Annotated in this window: 19 protein-coding genes and 1 tRNA gene; 11 read left to right on the top strand and 9 right to left on the bottom strand. The window is 64.3% G+C overall.

The features are described 5' to 3' along the window. Positions 1-50 precede the first annotated feature (50 nt). Complete coding sequence (locus LZ519_RS03585) at positions 51-1,202, top strand: isovaleryl-CoA dehydrogenase (RefSeq protein ID WP_249867356.1); 1,152 nt, start codon at positions 51-53, stop codon at positions 1,200-1,202. Here LZ519_RS03585 and LZ519_RS03580 read toward each other — a convergent pair. Then, positions 1,199-3,274, bottom strand: coding sequence for a M13 family metallopeptidase (locus LZ519_RS03580; RefSeq protein ID WP_249867355.1), 2,076 nt, complete (start codon positions 3,272-3,274; stop codon positions 1,199-1,201). The two genes, LZ519_RS03585 and LZ519_RS03580, sit on opposite strands and share 4 nt — an antisense overlap. An 84-nt stretch (positions 3,275-3,358) precedes the next feature. On the opposite strand from LZ519_RS03580, the gene LZ519_RS03575 reads away from it, so the two are divergent. The 4 genes from LZ519_RS03575 to cysQ are packed head-to-tail and all read left to right on the top strand — an operon-like array spanning position 3,359 to position 8,441. After that, positions 3,359-4,960, top strand: coding sequence for a carboxyl transferase domain-containing protein (locus LZ519_RS03575; protein ID WP_249867354.1), 1,602 nt, complete (start codon positions 3,359-3,361; stop codon positions 4,958-4,960). Positions 4,961-4,966: 6 nt separating this feature from the next. Beyond that, complete coding sequence (locus LZ519_RS03570) at positions 4,967-6,838, top strand: acetyl/propionyl/methylcrotonyl-CoA carboxylase subunit alpha (RefSeq protein ID WP_249867353.1); 1,872 nt, start codon at positions 4,967-4,969, stop codon at positions 6,836-6,838. After that, positions 6,835-7,614, top strand: coding sequence for an SDR family oxidoreductase (locus tag LZ519_RS03565; RefSeq protein ID WP_249867352.1), 780 nt, complete (start codon positions 6,835-6,837; stop codon positions 7,612-7,614). Before LZ519_RS03570 ends, LZ519_RS03565 begins: the two co-directional genes overlap by 4 nt. Beyond that, positions 7,611-8,441: a 3'(2'),5'-bisphosphate nucleotidase CysQ gene (gene cysQ / locus LZ519_RS03560; RefSeq protein WP_249867351.1), complete on the top strand. Its 831-nt coding sequence runs from the start codon at positions 7,611-7,613 to the stop codon at positions 8,439-8,441. The genes LZ519_RS03565 and cysQ overlap by 4 nt, the downstream gene beginning before the upstream one ends. On the opposite strand, the gene LZ519_RS03555 is transcribed toward cysQ, so the two are convergent. Further along, complete coding sequence (locus tag LZ519_RS03555; protein WP_249867350.1) at positions 8,438-8,692, bottom strand: hypothetical protein; 255 nt, start codon at positions 8,690-8,692, stop codon at positions 8,438-8,440. The two genes, cysQ and LZ519_RS03555, sit on opposite strands and share 4 nt — an antisense overlap. Before the next feature lie 165 nt (positions 8,693-8,857). Between LZ519_RS03555 and LZ519_RS03550 the strand changes: the two genes are divergently transcribed. Both LZ519_RS03550 and LZ519_RS03545 read left to right on the top strand, forming a co-directional pair. Further along, positions 8,858-9,775, top strand: a complete 918-nt coding sequence (locus LZ519_RS03550; protein ID WP_249867349.1) for a MarR family winged helix-turn-helix transcriptional regulator — start codon at positions 8,858-8,860, stop codon at positions 9,773-9,775. Positions 9,776-9,897: 122 nt separating this feature from the next. After that, positions 9,898-10,611: a S24 family peptidase gene (locus LZ519_RS03545; protein WP_249867348.1), complete on the top strand. Its 714-nt coding sequence runs from the start codon at positions 9,898-9,900 to the stop codon at positions 10,609-10,611. 39 nt (positions 10,612-10,650) lie between these two features. On the opposite strand, the gene LZ519_RS03540 is transcribed toward LZ519_RS03545, so the two are convergent. Then, positions 10,651-10,726: transfer RNA gene (locus LZ519_RS03540), tRNA-Val, on the bottom strand. Between the two features lie 171 nt (positions 10,727-10,897). Beyond that, complete coding sequence (locus tag LZ519_RS03535) at positions 10,898-11,464, bottom strand: helix-turn-helix domain-containing protein (RefSeq protein WP_249867347.1); 567 nt, start codon at positions 11,462-11,464, stop codon at positions 10,898-10,900. Between the two features lie 96 nt (positions 11,465-11,560). Between LZ519_RS03535 and LZ519_RS03530 the strand changes: the two genes are divergently transcribed. Continuing rightward, positions 11,561-12,058 carry a DUF6456 domain-containing protein gene (locus LZ519_RS03530; RefSeq protein WP_249867346.1) on the top strand — a complete coding sequence of 166 codons (498 nt, stop codon included), beginning with the start codon at positions 11,561-11,563 and terminating at the stop codon, positions 12,056-12,058. Positions 12,059-12,292: 234 nt separating this feature from the next. Next, a complete protein-coding gene (locus LZ519_RS03525; RefSeq protein ID WP_249867345.1) occupies positions 12,293-12,943 on the top strand; it encodes a glutathione S-transferase family protein in 651 nt (216 codons plus the stop codon). 54 nt (positions 12,944-12,997) lie between these two features. On the opposite strand, the gene LZ519_RS03520 is transcribed toward LZ519_RS03525, so the two are convergent. The 4 genes from LZ519_RS03520 to rpsF form a co-directional block, all read right to left on the bottom strand. Next, the gene (locus tag LZ519_RS03520; protein ID WP_249867344.1) at positions 12,998-13,525 is read right to left on the bottom strand and encodes a hypothetical protein; all 528 of its coding nucleotides are present in this window, start codon (positions 13,523-13,525) and stop codon (positions 12,998-13,000) included. Positions 13,526-13,659: 134 nt separating this feature from the next. Then, positions 13,660-14,346 carry a 50S ribosomal protein L9 gene (gene rplI, locus LZ519_RS03515; RefSeq protein WP_249867343.1) on the bottom strand — a complete coding sequence of 229 codons (687 nt, stop codon included), beginning with the start codon at positions 14,344-14,346 and terminating at the stop codon, positions 13,660-13,662. Positions 14,347-14,359: 13 nt separating this feature from the next. Further along, the gene (gene rpsR / locus LZ519_RS03510; RefSeq protein ID WP_249867342.1) at positions 14,360-14,584 is read right to left on the bottom strand and encodes a 30S ribosomal protein S18; all 225 of its coding nucleotides are present in this window, start codon (positions 14,582-14,584) and stop codon (positions 14,360-14,362) included. Then, positions 14,584-15,000, bottom strand: a complete 417-nt coding sequence (gene rpsF, locus LZ519_RS03505) for a 30S ribosomal protein S6 (protein WP_249867341.1) — start codon at positions 14,998-15,000, stop codon at positions 14,584-14,586. The genes rpsR and rpsF overlap by 1 nt, the downstream gene beginning before the upstream one ends. A gap of 296 nt (positions 15,001-15,296) precedes the next feature. On the opposite strand from rpsF, the gene LZ519_RS03500 reads away from it, so the two are divergent. Continuing rightward, entirely contained in the window at positions 15,297-16,166 is an 870-nt protein-coding gene (locus LZ519_RS03500; protein ID WP_249867340.1) for an outer membrane protein, read from the top strand. Between the two features lie 93 nt (positions 16,167-16,259). Next, positions 16,260-17,429 carry an aromatic ring-hydroxylating oxygenase subunit alpha gene (locus tag LZ519_RS03495; protein ID WP_249867339.1) on the top strand — a complete coding sequence of 390 codons (1,170 nt, stop codon included), beginning with the start codon at positions 16,260-16,262 and terminating at the stop codon, positions 17,427-17,429. Here LZ519_RS03495 and LZ519_RS03490 read toward each other — a convergent pair. Beyond that, positions 17,371-18,672: an APC family permease gene (locus LZ519_RS03490; RefSeq protein ID WP_249867338.1), complete on the bottom strand. Its 1,302-nt coding sequence runs from the start codon at positions 18,670-18,672 to the stop codon at positions 17,371-17,373. The two genes, LZ519_RS03495 and LZ519_RS03490, sit on opposite strands and share 59 nt — an antisense overlap. Between the last annotated feature and the right edge of the window lie 19 nt (positions 18,673-18,691).

Here is an 18,691-nt window from a genome sequence, read left to right as displayed (position 1 = left end):
TGTTCAAATCCTCGGGGCGGTGCTACGCGCTCCCCCAACAGGAGAGCTCAATGACCGACACCGGCCTCGACTTTGGTCTCGGCGAGATGGCCGACACGATCCGCGAGACGACCGAGCGATTCGCTCGCGAGAAGATCGCTCCGATCGCCGCCGAGATCGACGAAAAGGACGAATTTCCCGTGCAGCTCTGGCCGCAGATGGGCGAGCTGGGGCTCCACGGCATCACCGTCGAGGAGGAATATGGCGGGCTCGGGCTCGGCTATCTCGAGCATGTGATCGCCCAGGAGGAGGTGGCCCGGGCGTCGGCGTCGGTGGGCCTCAGCTACGGCGCCCACTCCAACCTCTGCGTCAACCAGATCCGCCGCTGGGGCAATGACGAGCAGAAGAAGAAATATCTGCCCAAGCTGATCAGCGGCGAGCATGTCGGGGCGCTTGCGATGAGCGAGTCCGGCGCAGGCTCCGACGTCGTCGGGATGAAGCTGAAGGCCGAGAAGAGCGGCAACGGCTATCGACTCAACGGCACCAAGTTCTGGATCACCAACGGAAGCCACGCCGACACATTGGTCGTCTACGCCAAGACTGGCGAGGGCAGCCGCGGGATCACCGCGTTCCTAATCGAAAAGGACATGGACGGCTTCTCGCCCGGCCAGAAGCTCGACAAGCTCGGGATGCGCGGATCGCCGACCAGCGAGCTGGTGTTCGACGATTGCTTCGTCCCGCCGGAAAATGTGCTCGGCGAGGAGAACAAGGGAGTCGAGGTGCTGATGAGCGGCCTCGACTACGAGCGGACCGTGCTCGCCGGAATCCAGATCGGAATCATGCAGGCGTGCCTCGACGTCGTCCTTCCCTATGTCCGCGACCGCAAGCAGTTCGGCAAGCCGATCGGAAGCTTCCAGCTGATGCAGGCGAAGGTCGCCGACATGTACGTCGCGCTCAACTCATCGCGCGCCTACGCCTATCAAGTCGCCAAGGCCTGCGATGCGGGCAAGACCACGCGCTACGATGCAGCCGGCGCGATCCTCCTCGCCTCCGAAAACGCGGTGAAGGTCGCCAACGAGGCGGTGCAGGCGCTCGGCGGCGCGGGCTACACCAAGGACTGGCCGGTCGAGCGCTATTACCGCGACGCCAAGCTTCTCGACATCGGCGCCGGCACCAACGAGATCCGCCGGATGCTCATCGGTCGGGAGCTAATCGGGGCCTAGCCCCAGATCTTCACCCGTTTCTCCGGCGGCAGGTAGAGCTTCTGCCCCGGCTGCACGTTGAAGGCCGGGTACCAGGCGTCGAGGTTGCGCACCGTCACGGCGCGGAATTGCTCGGGCGCGTGGCCGTTGGTGAGGACGATCTGCCGCAGAGTCTCAGGCCGCGACTTGACCGCCCACGCCTGGCCGTAGGCGAGGAAGAATCGCTGGTCGCCGGTGAAGCCCTGGAGGACCGGCGCTTCCTTGCCGTTCAGCGAGGCGCGGTACGCATCATAAGCGGCACCGAGGCCGGCGACGTCGGCGATATTCTCGCTGAGCGTCAGCTTGCCGTTCACGTGAAGGCCGGGAAGCGCTTCATACTGGTCGAACTGACTGGCCAGCGCGTCACCCGCTTGCTGGAAGCGCTTGAAGTCCGCCGGAGTCCACCAGTTGCGCAAGGCTCCGCTGGCGTCGAATAAAGCGCCGCCATTGTCGAAGCTGTGACTGATCTCGTGCCCGATCACCGACCCGATCGCGCCATAATTGAACGCGGCGTCAGCGTTCGGATCGAAGAAGGGTTTCACCAGGATCGCCGCCGGGAAGTTCAGCGCATTCTGCACCGGCAGGTTGACCGCATTGACCAGCTGCGGCGGCATCCACCACTCCTTGCGGTCCATCGGCTTGCCGATCTTCGCGATCTGGTGCCGATACTCGGCGAGCGCAGCATTCTTCTGGTTCGCGTAGGCATTGTCGGCGGTGATCTGCAGGCCCGAATAATCGCGCCAGGTGTCTGGATAGCCGACTCCGACGACGATGTTCTGGACCTTCTTCAGCGCTTCCTCCTTGGTCGAAGGCGCCATCCAATCGATCGCCTGGACCCGCTTGGCGAAGGCGGCCTTGATGTTTTCGACCATCGTCTGGATTTCGGCCTTCGCCGAAGCCGGGAAATATTTGTCGACATAGGCCTTGCCGACCGCGTCCTGCAGGGCGTTGCTGGTCGCGTTGAGCGCCAGCTGGTCGCGCGGCCGCTGCTGCGGAGTGCCGGCCAGCTCGGTGCCATAGAATGCGAAGCGAGCGTCGCGGATCGGTTTCGGAAGAACGTTCCCCTGCTGGTTCAGGGTGTGGAAGGCGAGCCAGTCCTTCCAGTTCTCAAGCGGCTCCGAACCCACCAGCGCGGCAAGCTTCGGGATCGACTCGAAATGATAGGCGTCGAACTTCTGAACGCTTCCGAGCTGGGCGGCGCCGAGAAGGGCGGCCCAGTCGATTCCCGGAGCCTTCTGCTCGAGCTGTGCGCGGGTCCATACCTGCGCTCCGTTGGCGAAGTCCTCGCTCTGCTCACGGGGTTCGTGAGCCTTCGCGATCTTGGTCTCCAGGTCCATGATCCGCCCGGCGGCGCCTTCGGGATCGGCGTAGCCCGCGGCCTTCAGGATGGTCGCGATATAGGTGCGGTACTTGGCCCTGGTGTCGGCCATCTTGGAATCGCCGCCGAGATAATATTGCGCGTCGGGAAGGCCGATCCCGCCCTGCATCAGGTACGGGAGCTGTTCACCCGGCGTCGCGAGCCCCTGGCTGACGAAGACGCCGAAGAGGTTCTCTGTCTGATAGTTCGTCGCGTTCAGCGGGTCGGTGTCCGCACGAATCGTGCCGCCGATAGCCGCGCTGAGCTGGTGCTTGTCCGCGATCCGGGCGATGGCGTCGAGATCGGCCTTCGCCGGAGCAAGTCCGGCGCGGTCGATCGCGTCGGTGTTGAGGTACGCCTTGTAATAATTAGCGATCAGCGCCTCGTTGCCGCCGGTCGGGTTCGATTTGAGGATATCGGCGAACAGCTCGCGGCTGTTTTTCTCGCGCTGCAGGTCCGCGATGTAGAAGCCGCCGATGCGCGAACGGTCCGCCGGGATCTGCGTGTTCTTGACCCAGCTTCCGTCGGCATAGGTGAAGAAGTCGTCGCCGGGCTTGACCGACTTATCCATCCAGCTGGTCTCGATGCCGATGTCGGTGCCTTGCTTCTGCTCCTGCGCCTGGTTCTGCGTGGGGCTGGTGTTGCACGCGCTGAGCGCCAGGGTTGAGGCCACGGCCAACAAAAGTGCTCGCTTCACGAACGTCCTCCTTCTGCTTTGCAATGGCTGCCGCACGGGCTAGGCGAACGGCAGGGCAATTCTACTAACGGACTTGTGGAGCGGATGAGCGCGCCGAAGATCGAAACGAAAATCGATAGCGGTGGCGAGGAATTTCGCTCCCGTTACGACCATAATCGCGCGCTCGTTGAAAAGTTGCGAGCGGATGTCGCGGATGCCGCGAAGGGCGGTTCCGAGAAGCACCGCGAACGCCACGTTTCCCGAGGCAAGCTGCTGCCGCGCGACCGCGTGGAGCGACTGCTCGATCCCGGCTCGCCGTTCCTCGAGATCGGCCAGCTCGCCGCCTGCGACATGTACGAAGGCGAAGTGCCGGGCGCAGGCCTGATCGCCGGCATCGGCCGGGTTTCCGGCAAGCAGGCGATGATCGTCTGCAACGACGCGACGGTGAAGGGCGGGACCTATTATCCGCTCACGGTGAAGAAGCATCTGCGCGCTCAGGAGATCGCGGAGCAGAACCGGCTGCCGTGCATCTATCTCGTTGACTCAGGCGGGGCGAACCTTCCCCACCAGGCGGAGGTTTTCCCCGACCGCGATCACTTCGGGCGGATATTCTACAACCAGGCCCAGATGAGCGCGAAGGGCATCGCCCAGATCGCCTGCGTGATGGGGAGCTGCACTGCCGGCGGCGCCTACGTTCCGGCGATGAGCGACGAGAGCGTCATCGTGAAGGAGCAGGGGACGATCTTCCTCGCCGGCCCGCCGCTGGTGAAGGCGGCGACAGGCGAAGTCATCAGCGCCGAAGACCTTGGCGGCGGCGACCTTCACGCGCGCAAGAGCGGCGTCGTCGACCACCTCGCCGAGAATGACGAGCATGCGCTGACGATCGTTCGCGACATCGTTTCCACGCTCCAGGACGGCAGCGGGGCGGACATCGAGCTTCGCGAGCCGCGGCCGCCGGCGTTGGATCCGGACGAGCTGTACGGGATCATCCCTGAAGACGTTCGCGCGCCGTACGACGTTCACGAGGTGATCGCTCGAATCGTCGACGGGAGCGAGTTCCACGAGTTCAAGCCGCTCTACGGCAGCACCCTTGTCTGCGGCTTTGCGCACATCTGGGGAATGCCGGTCGCGATCCTCGCCAACAACGGGATCCTGTTTAGCGAGAGCGCGGTCAAAGGCGCGCATTTCATCGAGCTCGCCGCGATGCGGAAGACGCCCTTGCTGTTCCTCCAGAACATCTCCGGCTTCATGGTCGGCGGGAAATATGAGGCGGAGGGCATCGCCAAGCACGGCGCCAAGCTCGTGACCGCGGTCGCGACGGCACAGGTGCCGAAGATCACGGTGCTGATTGGCGGAAGCTTCGGCGCCGGCAATTACGGAATGGCCGGCCGCGCCTACGGCCCACGCTTCCTCTTCACCTGGCCCAACAGCCGGATCAGCGTAATGGGCGGCGAGCAGGCGGCGAGCGTGCTCGCGACCGTCCACCGCGACGCTGACAAATGGACTCCGGCGCAGGCGGAGAAGTTCAAGCAGCCGATCCGTGATACCTATGAGGCGGAAGGCAACCCCTGGCACGCCACCGCGCGGCTGTGGGACGACGGAATCATCGATCCGGCGCAGACTCGCGACGTTCTCGGCCTCGCCTTCGCCGCTTGCCTGAACGCGCCGATCCTCGAGCGGCCGTCCTTCGGCGTGTTCAGGATGTAGCGACTGATGATGAAGTCGTTGCTCATTGCCAACCGCGGCGAGATCGCGTGCCGTGTGATCCGCACGGCGCGTCGGCTCGGTATCCGCACCGTCGCCGTCTATTCCGACGCCGACGCCAAGGCGCTGCACGTGCGCATGGCGGACGAGGCGGTGCACATCGGGCCGTCGCCGGCGCGGGAAAGCTATCTCGTCGGCGAGAAGATCATCGAGGCGGCCAGGCAGACTGGCGCCGAGGCGATCCACCCAGGCTACGGCTTTCTTTCGGAGAACGCCGATTTCGCCCAGGCAGTCATCGACGCCGGGCTGATCTGGGTCGGGCCGAAGCCGGACAGCATCCGCGCGATGGGGCTGAAGGACGCGGCCAAGAAGCTGATGGCGGAGGCGGGCGTACCCGTCACCCCTGGGTATCTTGGTGAGGACCAGGACTCGAAGCGCCTCAAGAAGGAAGCCGACGCAATCGGCTATCCGGTGCTGATCAAGGCGGTCGCGGGCGGCGGCGGCAAGGGGATGCGCAAGGTCGACCGCGCCAAGGATTTCGAGGACGCGCTTGAAAGCTGCAAGCGCGAGGCGGCCTCGAGCTTCGGCAACGACATCGTACTGCTGGAAAAGTGGATCGAAAGCCCCCGCCACATCGAAGTGCAGGTGTTCGGCGATAGCCACGGGGATGTCGTCCATTTGTTCGAGCGCGACTGCTCCCTCCAGCGCCGCCATCAGAAGGTGATCGAGGAAGCGCCGGCGCCGGGGATGGATGAGGCGACCCGCAAGGCGGTGTGCGGCGCGGCCGTTCGCGCGGCGCAGGCGGTGAAATACGAAGGCGCAGGGACGGTCGAGTTCATCGCCGACGCATCGGACGGACTCAAGCCGGACCGCATCTGGTTCATGGAGATGAACACCCGACTCCAGGTCGAGCATCCGGTCACCGAGGAGATCACCGGCGAGGACCTGGTCGAATGGCAGCTACGGGTTGCCTCGGGCGAGAAGCTGCCGAAGAAACAGGACGAGCTGACGATCAGCGGCCACGCGATCGAGGCGCGGCTCTACGCCGAAGACCCGGCGAAGGGGTTTCTGCCCAGCGTCGGACGGCTCGACCATTTCGACCTCGGCGACGACGGGCGGATCGAAACCGGGGTAGAGGAGGGGGATGCAATCTCACCCTTCTACGATCCGATGATCGCCAAGCTGATCGGACGTGGCGACAGTCGCGATGAGGCGATCGACGACCTCGCGGCAATTCTTGACGGCGTCGAAGTCTGGCCGGTCAAAACGAATGCCGGCTTCCTGTTCAATGCCTTGGTTGCTCCGGAATTCGGCGATGCGGAAATCGATACCGGATTCATCGAGCGGCACATCCAGGATCTGGTTCCGGACCAGGAAGCTGACGATGGCGTGTGGCAAGGCGCTGCTGCTGTCGCGTGGCTAGCTGGCGAAGCATCTGCGCCGCTTCCGGCGATTGCCGGGTTTCGGCTCAATGCGCTGGAGAGCGCACGTGTCGCACTCTACGGCCCCGAGGGCTCCCGAACGATCGAGCTTGAAGGGGAACTGCCTTCGCTCTCCGGCTTTGCCGAAGAGGATAGGGTCGTCGTCTTCCGTGAGGGCCAGGCGTTCGAATTCGGGCTCGCCGTACGTGGAACCGTTGGCGCCGCTGCTTCCTCGGGGACGATCACCGCACCGATGCCGGGCAAGGTCACGTCGGTAGAAGTTTCGCAAGACGAAAAGGTTACCAAAGGGCAACGTTTGCTAACGTTGGAAGCAATGAAAATGGAGCACGGCCTAACCGCCCCGTTCGACGGAACCGTCGCCGAGCTCAACGCGAAACAGGACGCGCAGGTAAGCGAAGGCACCGTGCTCGCTCGCATCGAACCACAGGAGACAGAATGAATATCGAAGGCATTTCCGCAGTCGTGACCGGGGCGGCCTCAGGCCTTGGGGAAGCGACCGCGCGCGAGCTCGCACGGCGCGGAGCAAAGGTCGCAGTGTTCGACCGCGACACGGAGAAGGGCGAGAAGGTCGCCTCGGAAATCGGCGGGATCTTCTGCGAAGCCGACGTGACGAGCGATGAGAAGGTCGCGGCAGCCTTCGCGAAAGCGCGCGAAGCCCACGGGCAGGAGCGGGTGCTGGTCAATTGCGCGGGCGTCGCCAACGCCGCGAAGACCGTCGCCCGTGACAAGGAAACCAAGGCTCCGAAATTCTACCCGATGGTGCAGTTCGAGCTTGCCATCCAGATCAACCTGATCGGCACCTTCCGCTGCATCGCTCATTCGGCGTTTGGCATGGTCAACCTGGACCCGCTCGAGGACGGCGAACGCGGTTGCATTGTCAACACCGCCTCGGTCGCGGCTCAGGACGGGCAGATCGGCCAGGTCGCTTATTCCGCATCGAAGGGCGGCGTGCTCGCCATGGCCTTGCCGATCGCCCGCGACCTGATGAACGACGGCGTGCGCGTGAACACCATTCTTCCAGGCATCTTCAAGACCCCGATGGTCGCCATGATGCCGCCCAACGTCCAGGAAGCGCTCGCCGCTCAGGTGCCCTTCCCGAAACGCCTGGGCCAGCCGGAGGAATATGCGAAGCTTGCCTGTTTCATGGTCGAGAACTCGTACATGAATGCGGAAAGCGTCCGCCTCGACGGCGGGATCCGGATGGCGCCTCGTTGATCGCTGACGAAAGGCGACTCCTCGACGACATCGCCGTCGCTGCCCGCGAGGCGGGGGAGGCAATCCTCGAGCTGGTCCGCCGCGGCTTCGAGGTCGAGCGGAAGCAGGATTTGTCGCCGGTCACAGAGGCGGACCGCGCGGCCGAGTTGATCATCCTCGCTGCGCTCGCCAAGGCCGCGCCCGGAGTGCCGGTCGTCGCCGAGGAAGAGGTCGCCGCCGGCCGTATTCCTGCGACCGGAGATCTCTATTTTCTGGTCGATCCTTTGGACGGAACGAAGGAATTCATCCGCGGCGGTGACGATTATACCGTCAACATCGGGCTGATCTCGGAGGGCGCGCCGCTGCTTGGGGTGGTGTTCACCCCGGCCCGCGGAACCGTCCACGCGGGGCTGGTCGGTGAGGGCGCGTGGATCGAGGATGGCGATGGGCGCCGGCCGATCGAGACGCGGGAGCGCGGCGAGGCGATCACAGCCGTCGCTTCAAAGTCGCACTTCAACCAGCCGACCGCAGACTATCTCGCCGAAGCCGTCGGCGAGTGCGACTATACCGCCATCGGCTCGTCGCTGAAGTTCTGCATCGTCGCGGAAGGCAAGGCGGACATCTATCCGCGCCTGTCGCCGACCAGCGAGTGGGACACGGCAGCCGGACATGCGGTGTTGCTCGCTGCGGGGGGCAGGGTCGACGGCCCGGATGGCCAGCCGCTGCATTATGGGAAGCGCGCGTTCCTCAACCGGGGATTCGTGGCAACGTCAGGGTGGAGGGCGCCGGCCATCGGTCCGTTTCTCGAGCCCTTCTCAGGCGGCGGAGACGTCCCGGAAGGGGTTTAGGGATTCAGTTCCGGGCCGGGCTGGAATCCGAGCTTTTGCAACCAATCCGGATCGATCGCCAAACCACCGATTTGCAGTCCGCGGAGCGAATCCAACTCCTGCCTTGCGGCCTCGAGGCGGCCGTAAAGTTCGCGGGCCTCAGCCGACGTGGATTCTCGTGTTCCTAGCTGCCAGGCGAGATGCTGCGCACCGTCGATCGCCTCCGCCAGTTGCGCGAACCACTCCGCGCGCAATGCGGCAATCTGTTCCATCTCTTCCCCCCGGAAGTAGGCTCCCCGCCTGGATTATCTATAGCTTAAATTGCCTTAGCTGCGGTGGGGGACTGGTCCATTTTGGAGCCGAAACCGTCTGACTTTTCTCCAGTCCGCGGGTTAACTAAAGTGAACTGCTCGGTTTTGCCTGCCAGGAGAATGGCGATGGACGCTTTGGTGACCGAGACTGCTTTGACCTATGGCGGGCCGGCCCCGCTGCTCGTTGCGGCAACTAGCGAGGCGGCGCTTCGGCGGGCTCGCGAGACAGCCTCCGCCTTGGGGATGCGGGCGACTTGCCAGGTCGGGATCGCCGCGGCTCGCCAGCGACTGAGCCAGCAGGCGGCAACTTCCGGCATCTGGATCGAGCTCGACGGGGACGCCGGTGAAGAGCTGGATCTGCTTCTCGACGAGGTCGAGGATCGTGCCGCCGGCCGCCGTTTCGCGGCGGTAGTATCGCTCACATCGGACCTGATTGATTCGGTTTCGTCGCGCATGTTCGACGGCGGAACGGATTTCCTCATCGATGCCGACCAGCTGGAACGGACCACATCGCTCGCCACGGCGACGGCGTTCGCGAATACTCCCGAACGCGCCAACGACGTATCGCGGGACCCCGGCGCCGAGCGCCTCCGGCAGCTGAGTGACGAGGTGAGCAGGATCGCGGCGACGCTCGCCCGTTTGTCGACCGTTCCCGCAGCTCCGGACGGCGAGCTTCGGAAGCCCGTCGAAGGCGATGTTCCGGACGTTTCCGTCGAAACGGTCCGCTCGGTTATCCGCGCCCGGCGGCTTCGCGAGCGTTTCTTCGCCGCGGACCTTTTCGCCGATCCCGCCTGGGACATGCTTTTGGACCTGCTTCAGGCGGAAATCGCGCAGCTTCGAGTGCCTGTCTCGAGCCTGTGCATCGCTGCCGCCGTGCCGGCGACGACCGCGCTTCGCTGGCTCAAGAGCATGACCGACAAGGGGCTGTTCGTCCGCCGTGCCGACCCGCATGACGGACGCCGGGTGTTCGTCGAACTCTCGCGGGAGGCCAGCGTCGCCATGCGGCGCTACTTTGCCGAGGTCGGCAAGGCAGCCGTGATTTGACAGTGGGGAAAACTGCTGTGTCATCACCAGCAAAAGTTAGATATATCATACAGCTCAGTCAATACAGAAAGTTAGAAAAGTCTGAATTGATGTAGCTCTCTTCGAACTCGATAGTCTCCGTCATGGGGCCGGCCGAAGACAGCGCGATTTATCGCGACCTAATGCGGCTGAAACCCGACGGGCTGACACCCAATGCATGGGCGGTGAGGGCAGGGGTCAGCCGAACGGTCTGGGCCGACATGCGCCGGCATGGAAACCCGTCCCGGCGAACGCTCGAGAAGCTGCTTGTCGCCGCCGGCTCGTCTGTAGCCGAGTTCGAAGCGCTGCGGATCGGCCCGGAGCCGAGCCGTGCTCCAGCAGGTGAGACGAGCGGCGTCGGGGAGACCCAGCGACGCGGTTGGGGCCCGGCGCCGCTTCCAGCCTTGCCGCTGGTCCATTCCCAACACGGCGGAGAGTGGGGAGGGGCCGGTAGCCGGATCGAGCTGATCGAGGTGCGCCATGAGGAGACCGTTGGCACTCTTCCGCGGCCGGCGGCTCTCGCGGGAGACAATAGAGCCTACGCAATCACCATCGTCGGCGATTCCATGTGGCCGCGGTTTCGGCCGGGGCGTCGGGTGGCCGTCTCTCCTCGCTCACCGGCAGCCATCGGGGACGACGTCCTGGTCGTGCTCGGTTCCGGCACGGCAGAGGAAGGGACCGATCTTGTACTGATGAAGGAATTGGTTGCGCGCACCGGCACCTTTATCGAGTTGCGGCAATTCAATCCCGACAAGCTGTTCAAGGTCGAGGCATCAGATGTGCGCTCGATCCACAGGGTTCTGGGCGAATTGTTTTGACGTGCGGATGTCGAGGATTTCGCGACATCGCACTGGCGCTGGTGGGCGGTGACGGGCTCGAACCGCCGACCCTCTCGGTGTAAACGAGATGCTCTACCAACTGAGCTAACCGCCCGCGCCGCTTCACTGGGGACGAAGGCCCGAACCGTCAAGCGTGGCTAAAGCCGGATCCAGCCAAGAGCGAGAAGCAGAAGCAGGGAGACGCCTGCACTGATCAGGAGCGACAATAAGCAACCGACACGGTTCGAAAAGAACAGGAACATGGCCTACTCAACACGCGTGCCCGCTACAGGCTCCGCACCAGCTTGACTGCCATCGCAATCCAGGGAGGATTCGCCACGACCTGCTGCCTGCCGCCGGCTTCGAGCGGAAGGATCTGGAGCCGTTCCTCGTCCCGGTTGATCAGCCGGCCGAACAGGAAACGGCCGACGGGGCGGGGGACAAGTACGTCACGGTTCAGCGCACGCCCGAAATCCTCCGGCTGCAGGGTTTCGCACCACAGCTCGTCGCCTGCACGATAGTCGCCGACTCCAGCAGATAGGGTAACCGCGACGGCGCCCTGCTTGGGGCGCGGCGCGACGACGATCGAGCTTCTCTTCGGCGCGTGCGCACCGTTGGCCCCGACGACTGCGGCGACGGGCATGTCGGCCTCGTCGCCGCCGCCTTTGACGAGGTCGGATGCATCGACTCCGAGGGCGTCGGCGATGCGGTTGAGCCACACGAGCGAGACGGTTCGGGTGCCCGTCTCCAGCCGCCCGATGGTCTGCGGAGTGGTGGGCGGGTCGCAAGCACGCGCGACATCGTCCAAAGTCATGCCTCGCGCCCTTCGAACCTCGCGAATCCTGGTAATCACCCGCACCCCCCTTGAACCAATGTGGTTTCTCTCTGTCCTACAGTTTCTCCGCTGTGGCAAGGCTTCGGCGAATCGCGAGTCGGTAGGGAGCATGGAATGACGAAGCCAAGGAGCGGGCAGATGCTGGTGGAGCGGGCCATCGGAAGGGACGGCGAGATTCTGCGTGGCAACCGCCGCCGCGGGGTCCGCTCGGTAACCGTCAACGCGGTCGAGTCGCCTCTGGGCTGGCTGCTTGCCCGTGGCATGGTCACCCGCCGCCAGTTCGACGCCGGCGAGCAGCTGCGCAGCGATTGGGAGCGCGGCGGGCTGTCCGCCAGGGTGACGATGCAGTGGGACGCGGCGCCGATCGGACGCCAGCGCGGCGGATCCGCTTCCGGTCCCGACCTCATGGCCGGCCAGATCGATGCACGCCGCCGCTTCGAAGGAGCAGTAGCGGCCGCGGGGCCCGGCCTCAGCGACATATTGTGGCGCGTCGTCTGTTCGGGCGAGGGGATGCGCGAGGCGGAAACCGCGCTTGGCTGGCCGGCGCGCGCGGGCAAGCTGGTCCTTGTCCTCGCGCTTGACCGAATCGCCGATTACTATCGTATCGCCTAGCGGCCCCTCTGGCCCGTCTTGCGGGCGTTCGAGCCCATTCCTGTCGTTCGCCCGGTCATCATGGCCTGCCTGCGTCCGCGTTCATGGTCACGAAGCGTGGGGTCGCGAAGATTGTTGCGGCTTTCGTTCCTGCCGCTGTTGGTGCGCATCATTTCCTCCAGTGCTAATACACGACCAACGGCGCAGCGTGTGTTTCTCTCCGCGAGCCGTCCCGCCAGGGAAAGGATTGCCCGCATGATTCTCTACGGTTCGTCGATGTCGCCTTACGTGCGGAAGGTGATTGCCTATGCGGCCGAGAAGGGGATCGAGCTTGACGTACAGCCGACCGGGCTTGGTGATCCCAACCCGGAATTCCGCAAGGCGAGCCCGTTCGGGAAAATGCCGGGCTTCGTCGACGGCGACTATTACCTCGCCGATTCGAGCGCGATCATCCATTACCTTGAGGCGAAGCATCCGCAGCCGGAGTTGATTCCAGCCGACCCGAAGCTGCGCGGAAAGTGCATCTGGTTCGAAGAGTTCGCCGACACGATTCTCAGCGGCTGCGGCGCCAAGATGTTCTTCAACCGCGTGGTCGCTCCGATTTTCCTGCAGAAGCCGGGCGACCTCGAAGCCGCCGACGCCGCCGAGCGCGAGGAATTGCCAAAGGTGATGGATTATATCGAGAGCATTGCGCCCGGCGGGGACGGCTATCTGGTCGGCGACGGCCTGAGCTTAGCGGACATTGCCGTCGCAAGCCCGTTCGCGAACCTTCAGCACATGAAGGTCGAGCTCGATTCGAACCGCTGGCCGAAGGCCGTGGCATTCACCCAGCGCATCCTGTCGCGACCAAGCTTCGCGCCGTGGGTGGCTCGAGAGAGCGCGTTCCTCGAGAAGACAGCCGCATAAAAGAAACGCCGCGCCCGGTGAGGGGCGCGGCGAACCTTGGCAACTATCCACGGCTTACGAGCTGCGGTCGCTGCTTCCGTCCGTGCCTTCCTCGTCATCGGGGGCGCCGCGGCCCTGCTCGGCGAAGTTCTGGTCCGAAGAACGCTGCTGGCCTTCCTGCAGATATTCGCTCGAATCGCTGCCCTGCGAGCCGACGAAGCCGCTTCCGCTTCCGCCGCCCTGCGAGCCTTCGGGGCCGACATCGCTCGACTGGCCGCCCTGCTGGCCGGTGCGGTCGGCTAAGCTGGTGTCACTCTGCGATCCGCTCGAGCCTTGGCTCATGTCGCCGCTCTGGCCCATCGATCCGCCGGAGCTGACAGTGTTCGACTGGTCGCTGCCCTGCGCGAATTCGCCCTGCTGGCCCTGCTGGCCCTGCTGGCCGAGCGGTTGCTGGGACTGCTGCCCGGTCGGGTTCTGGCCCTGCTGAGCGGTTGGGTTCTGGCCCTGCTGTCCAGTCGCGTTCTGGCCCTGCTGGCCGAATTCGCGGCCTTCGTCCTCGGATTCGCGTCCGATGCCGTCGCTGTTGTTGGTTTCGTCAGCCATTTCCGTTCTCCTCGTAAACTCGCCCCGCGAACTGCTCGGGAGAATCAACATGAGTCGGACAGCCTCGTTCCGCCGCCGTTATCGGCGATGCGACGAACGGACGGCGGAGAACCGAATTTGCGACGAACTGACGGTCAGGCCTGCTCTTCGTCCTCGGCCGCGGGCCCTTCTTCGACCTGCGCGTCGGCTTCGGGCTCGTCGGCGGCCTCGACCGTCTCGACGGTTTCCGCCTCGGCGACCGAAGCTTCGCCGGCCTCTGCCTCGCCCTCGGGAGCGTCAGCGCCAGGCTGAAGGTCTTCGGCTGCCAGCGGAGCGGCCTGATCCTCGAACATCTGCTTGATGACGTCGATACCCTGAGCCTGAAGCTCGGCTTCCTCCGGCGAGCGCGCGACGTTCACGTGGACGGTCACCGCGACTTCCGGGTGAAGAGCGATCTTCACCTCGTGCATTCCGATCGCCTTGATCGGACGAGCGAGGACGACCTGGCTCTTGGTCACGGTTGCGCCGTCGGACTCCAGCGCCTCGACGATGTCGCGGGCCGAAACCGATCCGTAAAGCTGGCCGGTGTTGGATGCCTGGCGGATCAGCTGAACCGTCTTTCCATCGACCTTCGTCGAATCCTTTTCGGCAGCCGAACGCCTCTCGGCATTGTCGGCTTCGATCTTTGCGCGGTTGGCCTCGAACAGCTTGCGGTTCGACTCGTTCGCACGAAGCGCCTTCTTGTTCGGAAGCAGGTAATTGCGGGCGAAGCCGTTCTTGACGTTGACGACGTCGCCGATGTGGCCGAGCTTTTCGACCCGTTCGAGCAGGATGACTTCCATGTCGCTGCCGTCCTTATTTCACGAGATAGGGAAGAAGGCCGATGTGGCGGGCGCGCTTGATCGCCTTGGCAAGTTCGCGCTGCTTCTTCGATGAAACCGCGGTGATCCGCGAAGGCACGATCTTGCCGCGCTCGGAAATGAATCCCTGGAGCAGCCGGACGTCCTTGTAATCGATCTTTGGCGCGTCCTTGCCGGAGAAGGGGCAGGACTTGCGGCGGCGGAAGAATGCGCGGGCCATTATTCGACCTCCTCATCACGGGCTCGGAAGCCGCTGCGCTCACCGCGATCTCCGCGGTCGCCACGCTCTCCGCGCTCGCCACGTCCGGAGCGCTGCTCGCGCCGCATCATCGCCGACGGGCCTTCCTCATGCGCATCCACGCGGATGGTCATGAAGCGGATCACGTCCTCGTTGATGTTGGTCTGGCGCTCGAGTTCCGCGACGGCCGCCGGAGGGGCGTCGACGTCGAGCATCACGAAATGCGCCTTGCGGTTCTTTGCAATCCGGTAGGCGAGGGACTTGAGGCCCCAGGTCTCGGTCTTGACGACCTTCCCGCCATTGTCGGTGAGGATCTTTGTGGCGTTTTCCGCGAGCGCGTCCACCTGGGCCTGGGCCAGGTCCTGACGCGCGAGGAAAACATGCTCGTAGAGCGGCATGCTTCTTCTCTCTATTGGCCGATCGCTGACGCCGCCCGATGCGACGCCCCTCCGGCTGTCTTTAAAAACAACTGGGGCACAGGCGAAGCCTGCACCCCATCGCCGCGCCCTATGACGAATGAAGGGCGAAAAGGCAAGTCGCCCAAGGCACTTGGTTTGAAGCGCCCGTGCCGCCCGACTCTGTGTCACATATGCAACAGACTTTGATGGCCAGTAGAACACAGCGTGTTATTTTTGAAACTAATTGGCCGCGGCTCTGTTGCAGCCCGCGAGGGATCACACACAAAGGATAGATAATGCGAAAATATCTTCTGGTCGCCGTTGCGGCGGCCGCTATCGCCACGCCTGCGCTCGCTCAGAGCTCGGGCCCGTACGTCGGCCTCGAAGGCGGCGTTCTCTTTCCCAAGTCCACCAACGTCGACGCGACGGTAGATTTCACCGATCCGGCGCTTCCGACGACCACTTTCAACAACGTCTTCTCGGTGAAGCACAAGACCGGTTTCGATGTCGATGCGATCGCCGGCTACGATTTCGGCATGTTCAGGCTCGAAGGTGAGCTTGGCTACAAGCGGGCGAAGAACGATTCGCTCCGCCTAAGCCCGGGATTCGTTGCCGCATATGAAGACGCAACGGGAGTCACCCTCGCGAACACCGACTTCGACCTGAATAACCACACGACGGTCGTCTCGGCGATGGTCAATGGCCTGCTCGATTTCAACATCGGTGGAGTTGGCATCTACGGCGGCGGCGGCTTCGGTCGTGCCCGGGTCAAGATGCTCGGCGACCGTGACAGCGCCTGGGCCTATCAGGCCATCGCGGGCGTTCGCATGCCTGTGACCGCCAACGTCGATCTGGGGCTGAAGTACCGCTACTTCCGCACCGGCAAGCTCGACTTCAACGACAATGCGACTCTGACTGACGCGGGCGTTGCCTTCAACAGCAGCGACCGATTCAGCTCGCACAGTCTGCTCGCGAGCGTGATCTACAACTTCGGTGCTCCGGCGATGCTTCCGCCTGCGCCGCCTCCGGTGGCCGTCTCCGCGCCGCCGCCAGTTGCGCCGGCGACCCAGACCTGCGCCGACGGCACGGTGATCTTGGCAACGGACATGTGCCCGCTGCCGCCGCCGCCGCCGCCCCCGCCGCCGCCGACGCCCGAGCGTGGCTAACGACTAGACAAGCGTCGATCTGAAACTCTGGTCCGGGCACCCGCCCGGGCCAGTTTTTCTTATCTGGAGCCGGACGGCCTGCTAAGAAGCCTCATGGCCACGCACCTCCGCACGATCGAATCCGCGTCAGACGCGCTCGAGAATTTGAGCCTTCCCGGCTGGCTCTATTTCGATCCCGAGTTCTTCGAGGCCGAGAAGAAGGCCTTTCTTCGCGCCGCTCCGCAAGTGGTGTGCCACGAGAGCGAGATCGCGAAGCCGGGCGAGTGGCGGTCGATCGACTATCTTGGCGAGAGCGTGATCGTCATCCGCGGCGACGACGGCCGAGCTCGTGCCTTTTCCAACGTGTGCAGGCATCGGGGCTCGCGACTCGTCGACGGGACCGGCGGCTGCGCCAAGGTCCTGACCTGCCCCTATCACGCCTGGAGCTATGCCCGCGACGGCCGCCTGGTCGGGGTCCCACACCGGCATGAATATCCCGGGCTTCGGACCGAGGATCATGGTCTTTTCCCCGTCGCGCTCGAGAATTGGCACGGCTTCCTGTTCATTACGCTTGAGCCGGGAGCGCCGTCGGTTGCGGAAATGATGGCGCCCTACGAATCCGAGGTGGCGCCGTATGGCTTCGAGGAATTGCGGGCGATCGGGCGCGTCACGCTCCGGCCGAGGCCGCTCAACTGGAAGACCATCGCCGACAATTATTCCGACCATCTTCACATCGCCGTCGGCCATCCCGGCCTGACGCGGCTGTTCGAGCGGAATTACCGCATCGAGGCCAACGATCATGTCGACCGGATGGAAGGCGATTTGGTCGAGAAGCCGTCCGCCAATCCCTCGGAGCGAGCTTACCAGAAGTTCCTGCCCGAGGCGGAGCACCTGCCATCGTCGCACCGACGCAAGTGGCTCTATTACAAGCTGTTCCCCAACGTGGCCTTCGACATCTACCCGGACCAAGTCGACTTTATGCAGTTCCTTCCGGTGAGCGGCGGCGAAACCGTGATCCGCGAGATCAGCTACGCGCTTCCCGACGAGCGGCGCGAGATGACGGCCGCGCGCTACCTCAACTGGCGGATCAACCGGCGGGTGAATGCCGAGGACACCGAGCTGATCACGCGCGTCCAGCTGGGCATGCAAACTCCCAGCTACGAAGCGGGGCCGCTTGGGACCAGCGAGGTCTGCCTGAGAAGCTTCGCAAGGAAGCTCCGCGAGCTCATTCCCGAGGCGCGCCTTCCGCAACCTCCGGCACCGGGATGGTCGAAGGCTTCCTGAAGAAATAGAGCACGCCGCCCGCGGCCAGCAGGGCGAGCGACAGGAGGAACGCCTCCAGGCCCGAGCCGTAGAAAGCGTAGACGACGAAGACGAGCCCGACGGCTGCCGCAATCGTGGTCAGCGGCCTCCTGTCCTTGATTGCCGCCGCGATCGCTGCAGCCGAATAGAGGTAGAGGACGGCGTCGGCCGCGAGCAGGGTAATGAAGGTGAAGAGTTGAGTCGTCCCCTTGGCTGCGTTGAGACCGAGGAGGATGAACCCCAGCACTACGCCGGCCAGCTGCGCGACCCAGGGCGCATTGTAGCGGTTCGTGCGGTCGAAGATCGCCGGCATGTCGCGCCGCAATGCCATCGAATAGAGCATCTCACCCACGGCGAGCAGGGCGGCATTGAGGGTTCCGAGCGCGCTGATTCCCATGGCCGCAGCCGCGAGGATGGCCGCGGTGCCGCCCCAATAGGTCCCGATCGCCTCCGGAAACGGGGCGATCGATTTGGCAATCGCCGAATTGGGCATGATCAGGCTGAGCGACAGGGTGACGAGCAGGTAGAGAACGGCAATCGCCGCCAGCCCGAAGAGGAGCGAGCGCGCGAGGTTCTTCTCCGGCTCATGGATCTTGCCGACCGGCGACATCGCGAACTCGAAGCCGGTTAGAGCGAAGAGGCACAACGCCGAGGCGGTCGCGATATTCCCGAAAGTCGGCGGGGGAACGTTGATGGGATGTACCGGCCCGCCGCTCGCGCCCAGCATCGCTGCGATGGCGATGACGGCGGCCAGCGGCAGGACTTTGATGAGAACGGTGACGATTGCGACTTCGCCCGTCGCCCGGATGCCGCGTAGGTTGATGAGCGCGAAAATCGTCGTGAACAGGAAGGACATGACGACAAGGTGTCGTGCGACGAGGGGAAAGGCGGTGCCGAGTGCCGCCGAGGCGGCGAGCGCGACCGCCGGAATTCCGACCCAGGTCGAGCACCATGTCATCCAGGTGACGATGAAACCGACGCCCGGGCCGAGCTCATGCTCCACATAGGCCTGAAGGCCGCCGCCGTCGGGGCTGACGATGCGCGACGCGCAATAGGCCATCGCCATGATTCCGATGCCGCTGATCAGCCAGCCGATCGGAACGCTTCCGCCAAGCGGTGCAAGAGCGATCGGGAGGTAGAATATGCCCGACCCGATGACGCCGCCGATCACCAGCGCGAGAGTCATCCACGGGCCGAGCATTCTCGGCGTGCGTTCCTCGCTCATCTTCTCTCCCCAACTTGGC

Source organism: Sphingomonas anseongensis (genome assembly GCF_023516495.1).
Lineage (GTDB): Bacteria > Pseudomonadota > Alphaproteobacteria > Sphingomonadales > Sphingomonadaceae > Sphingomicrobium > Sphingomicrobium anseongensis.
This window is presented reverse-complemented; position numbering and strand designations above follow the sequence as displayed.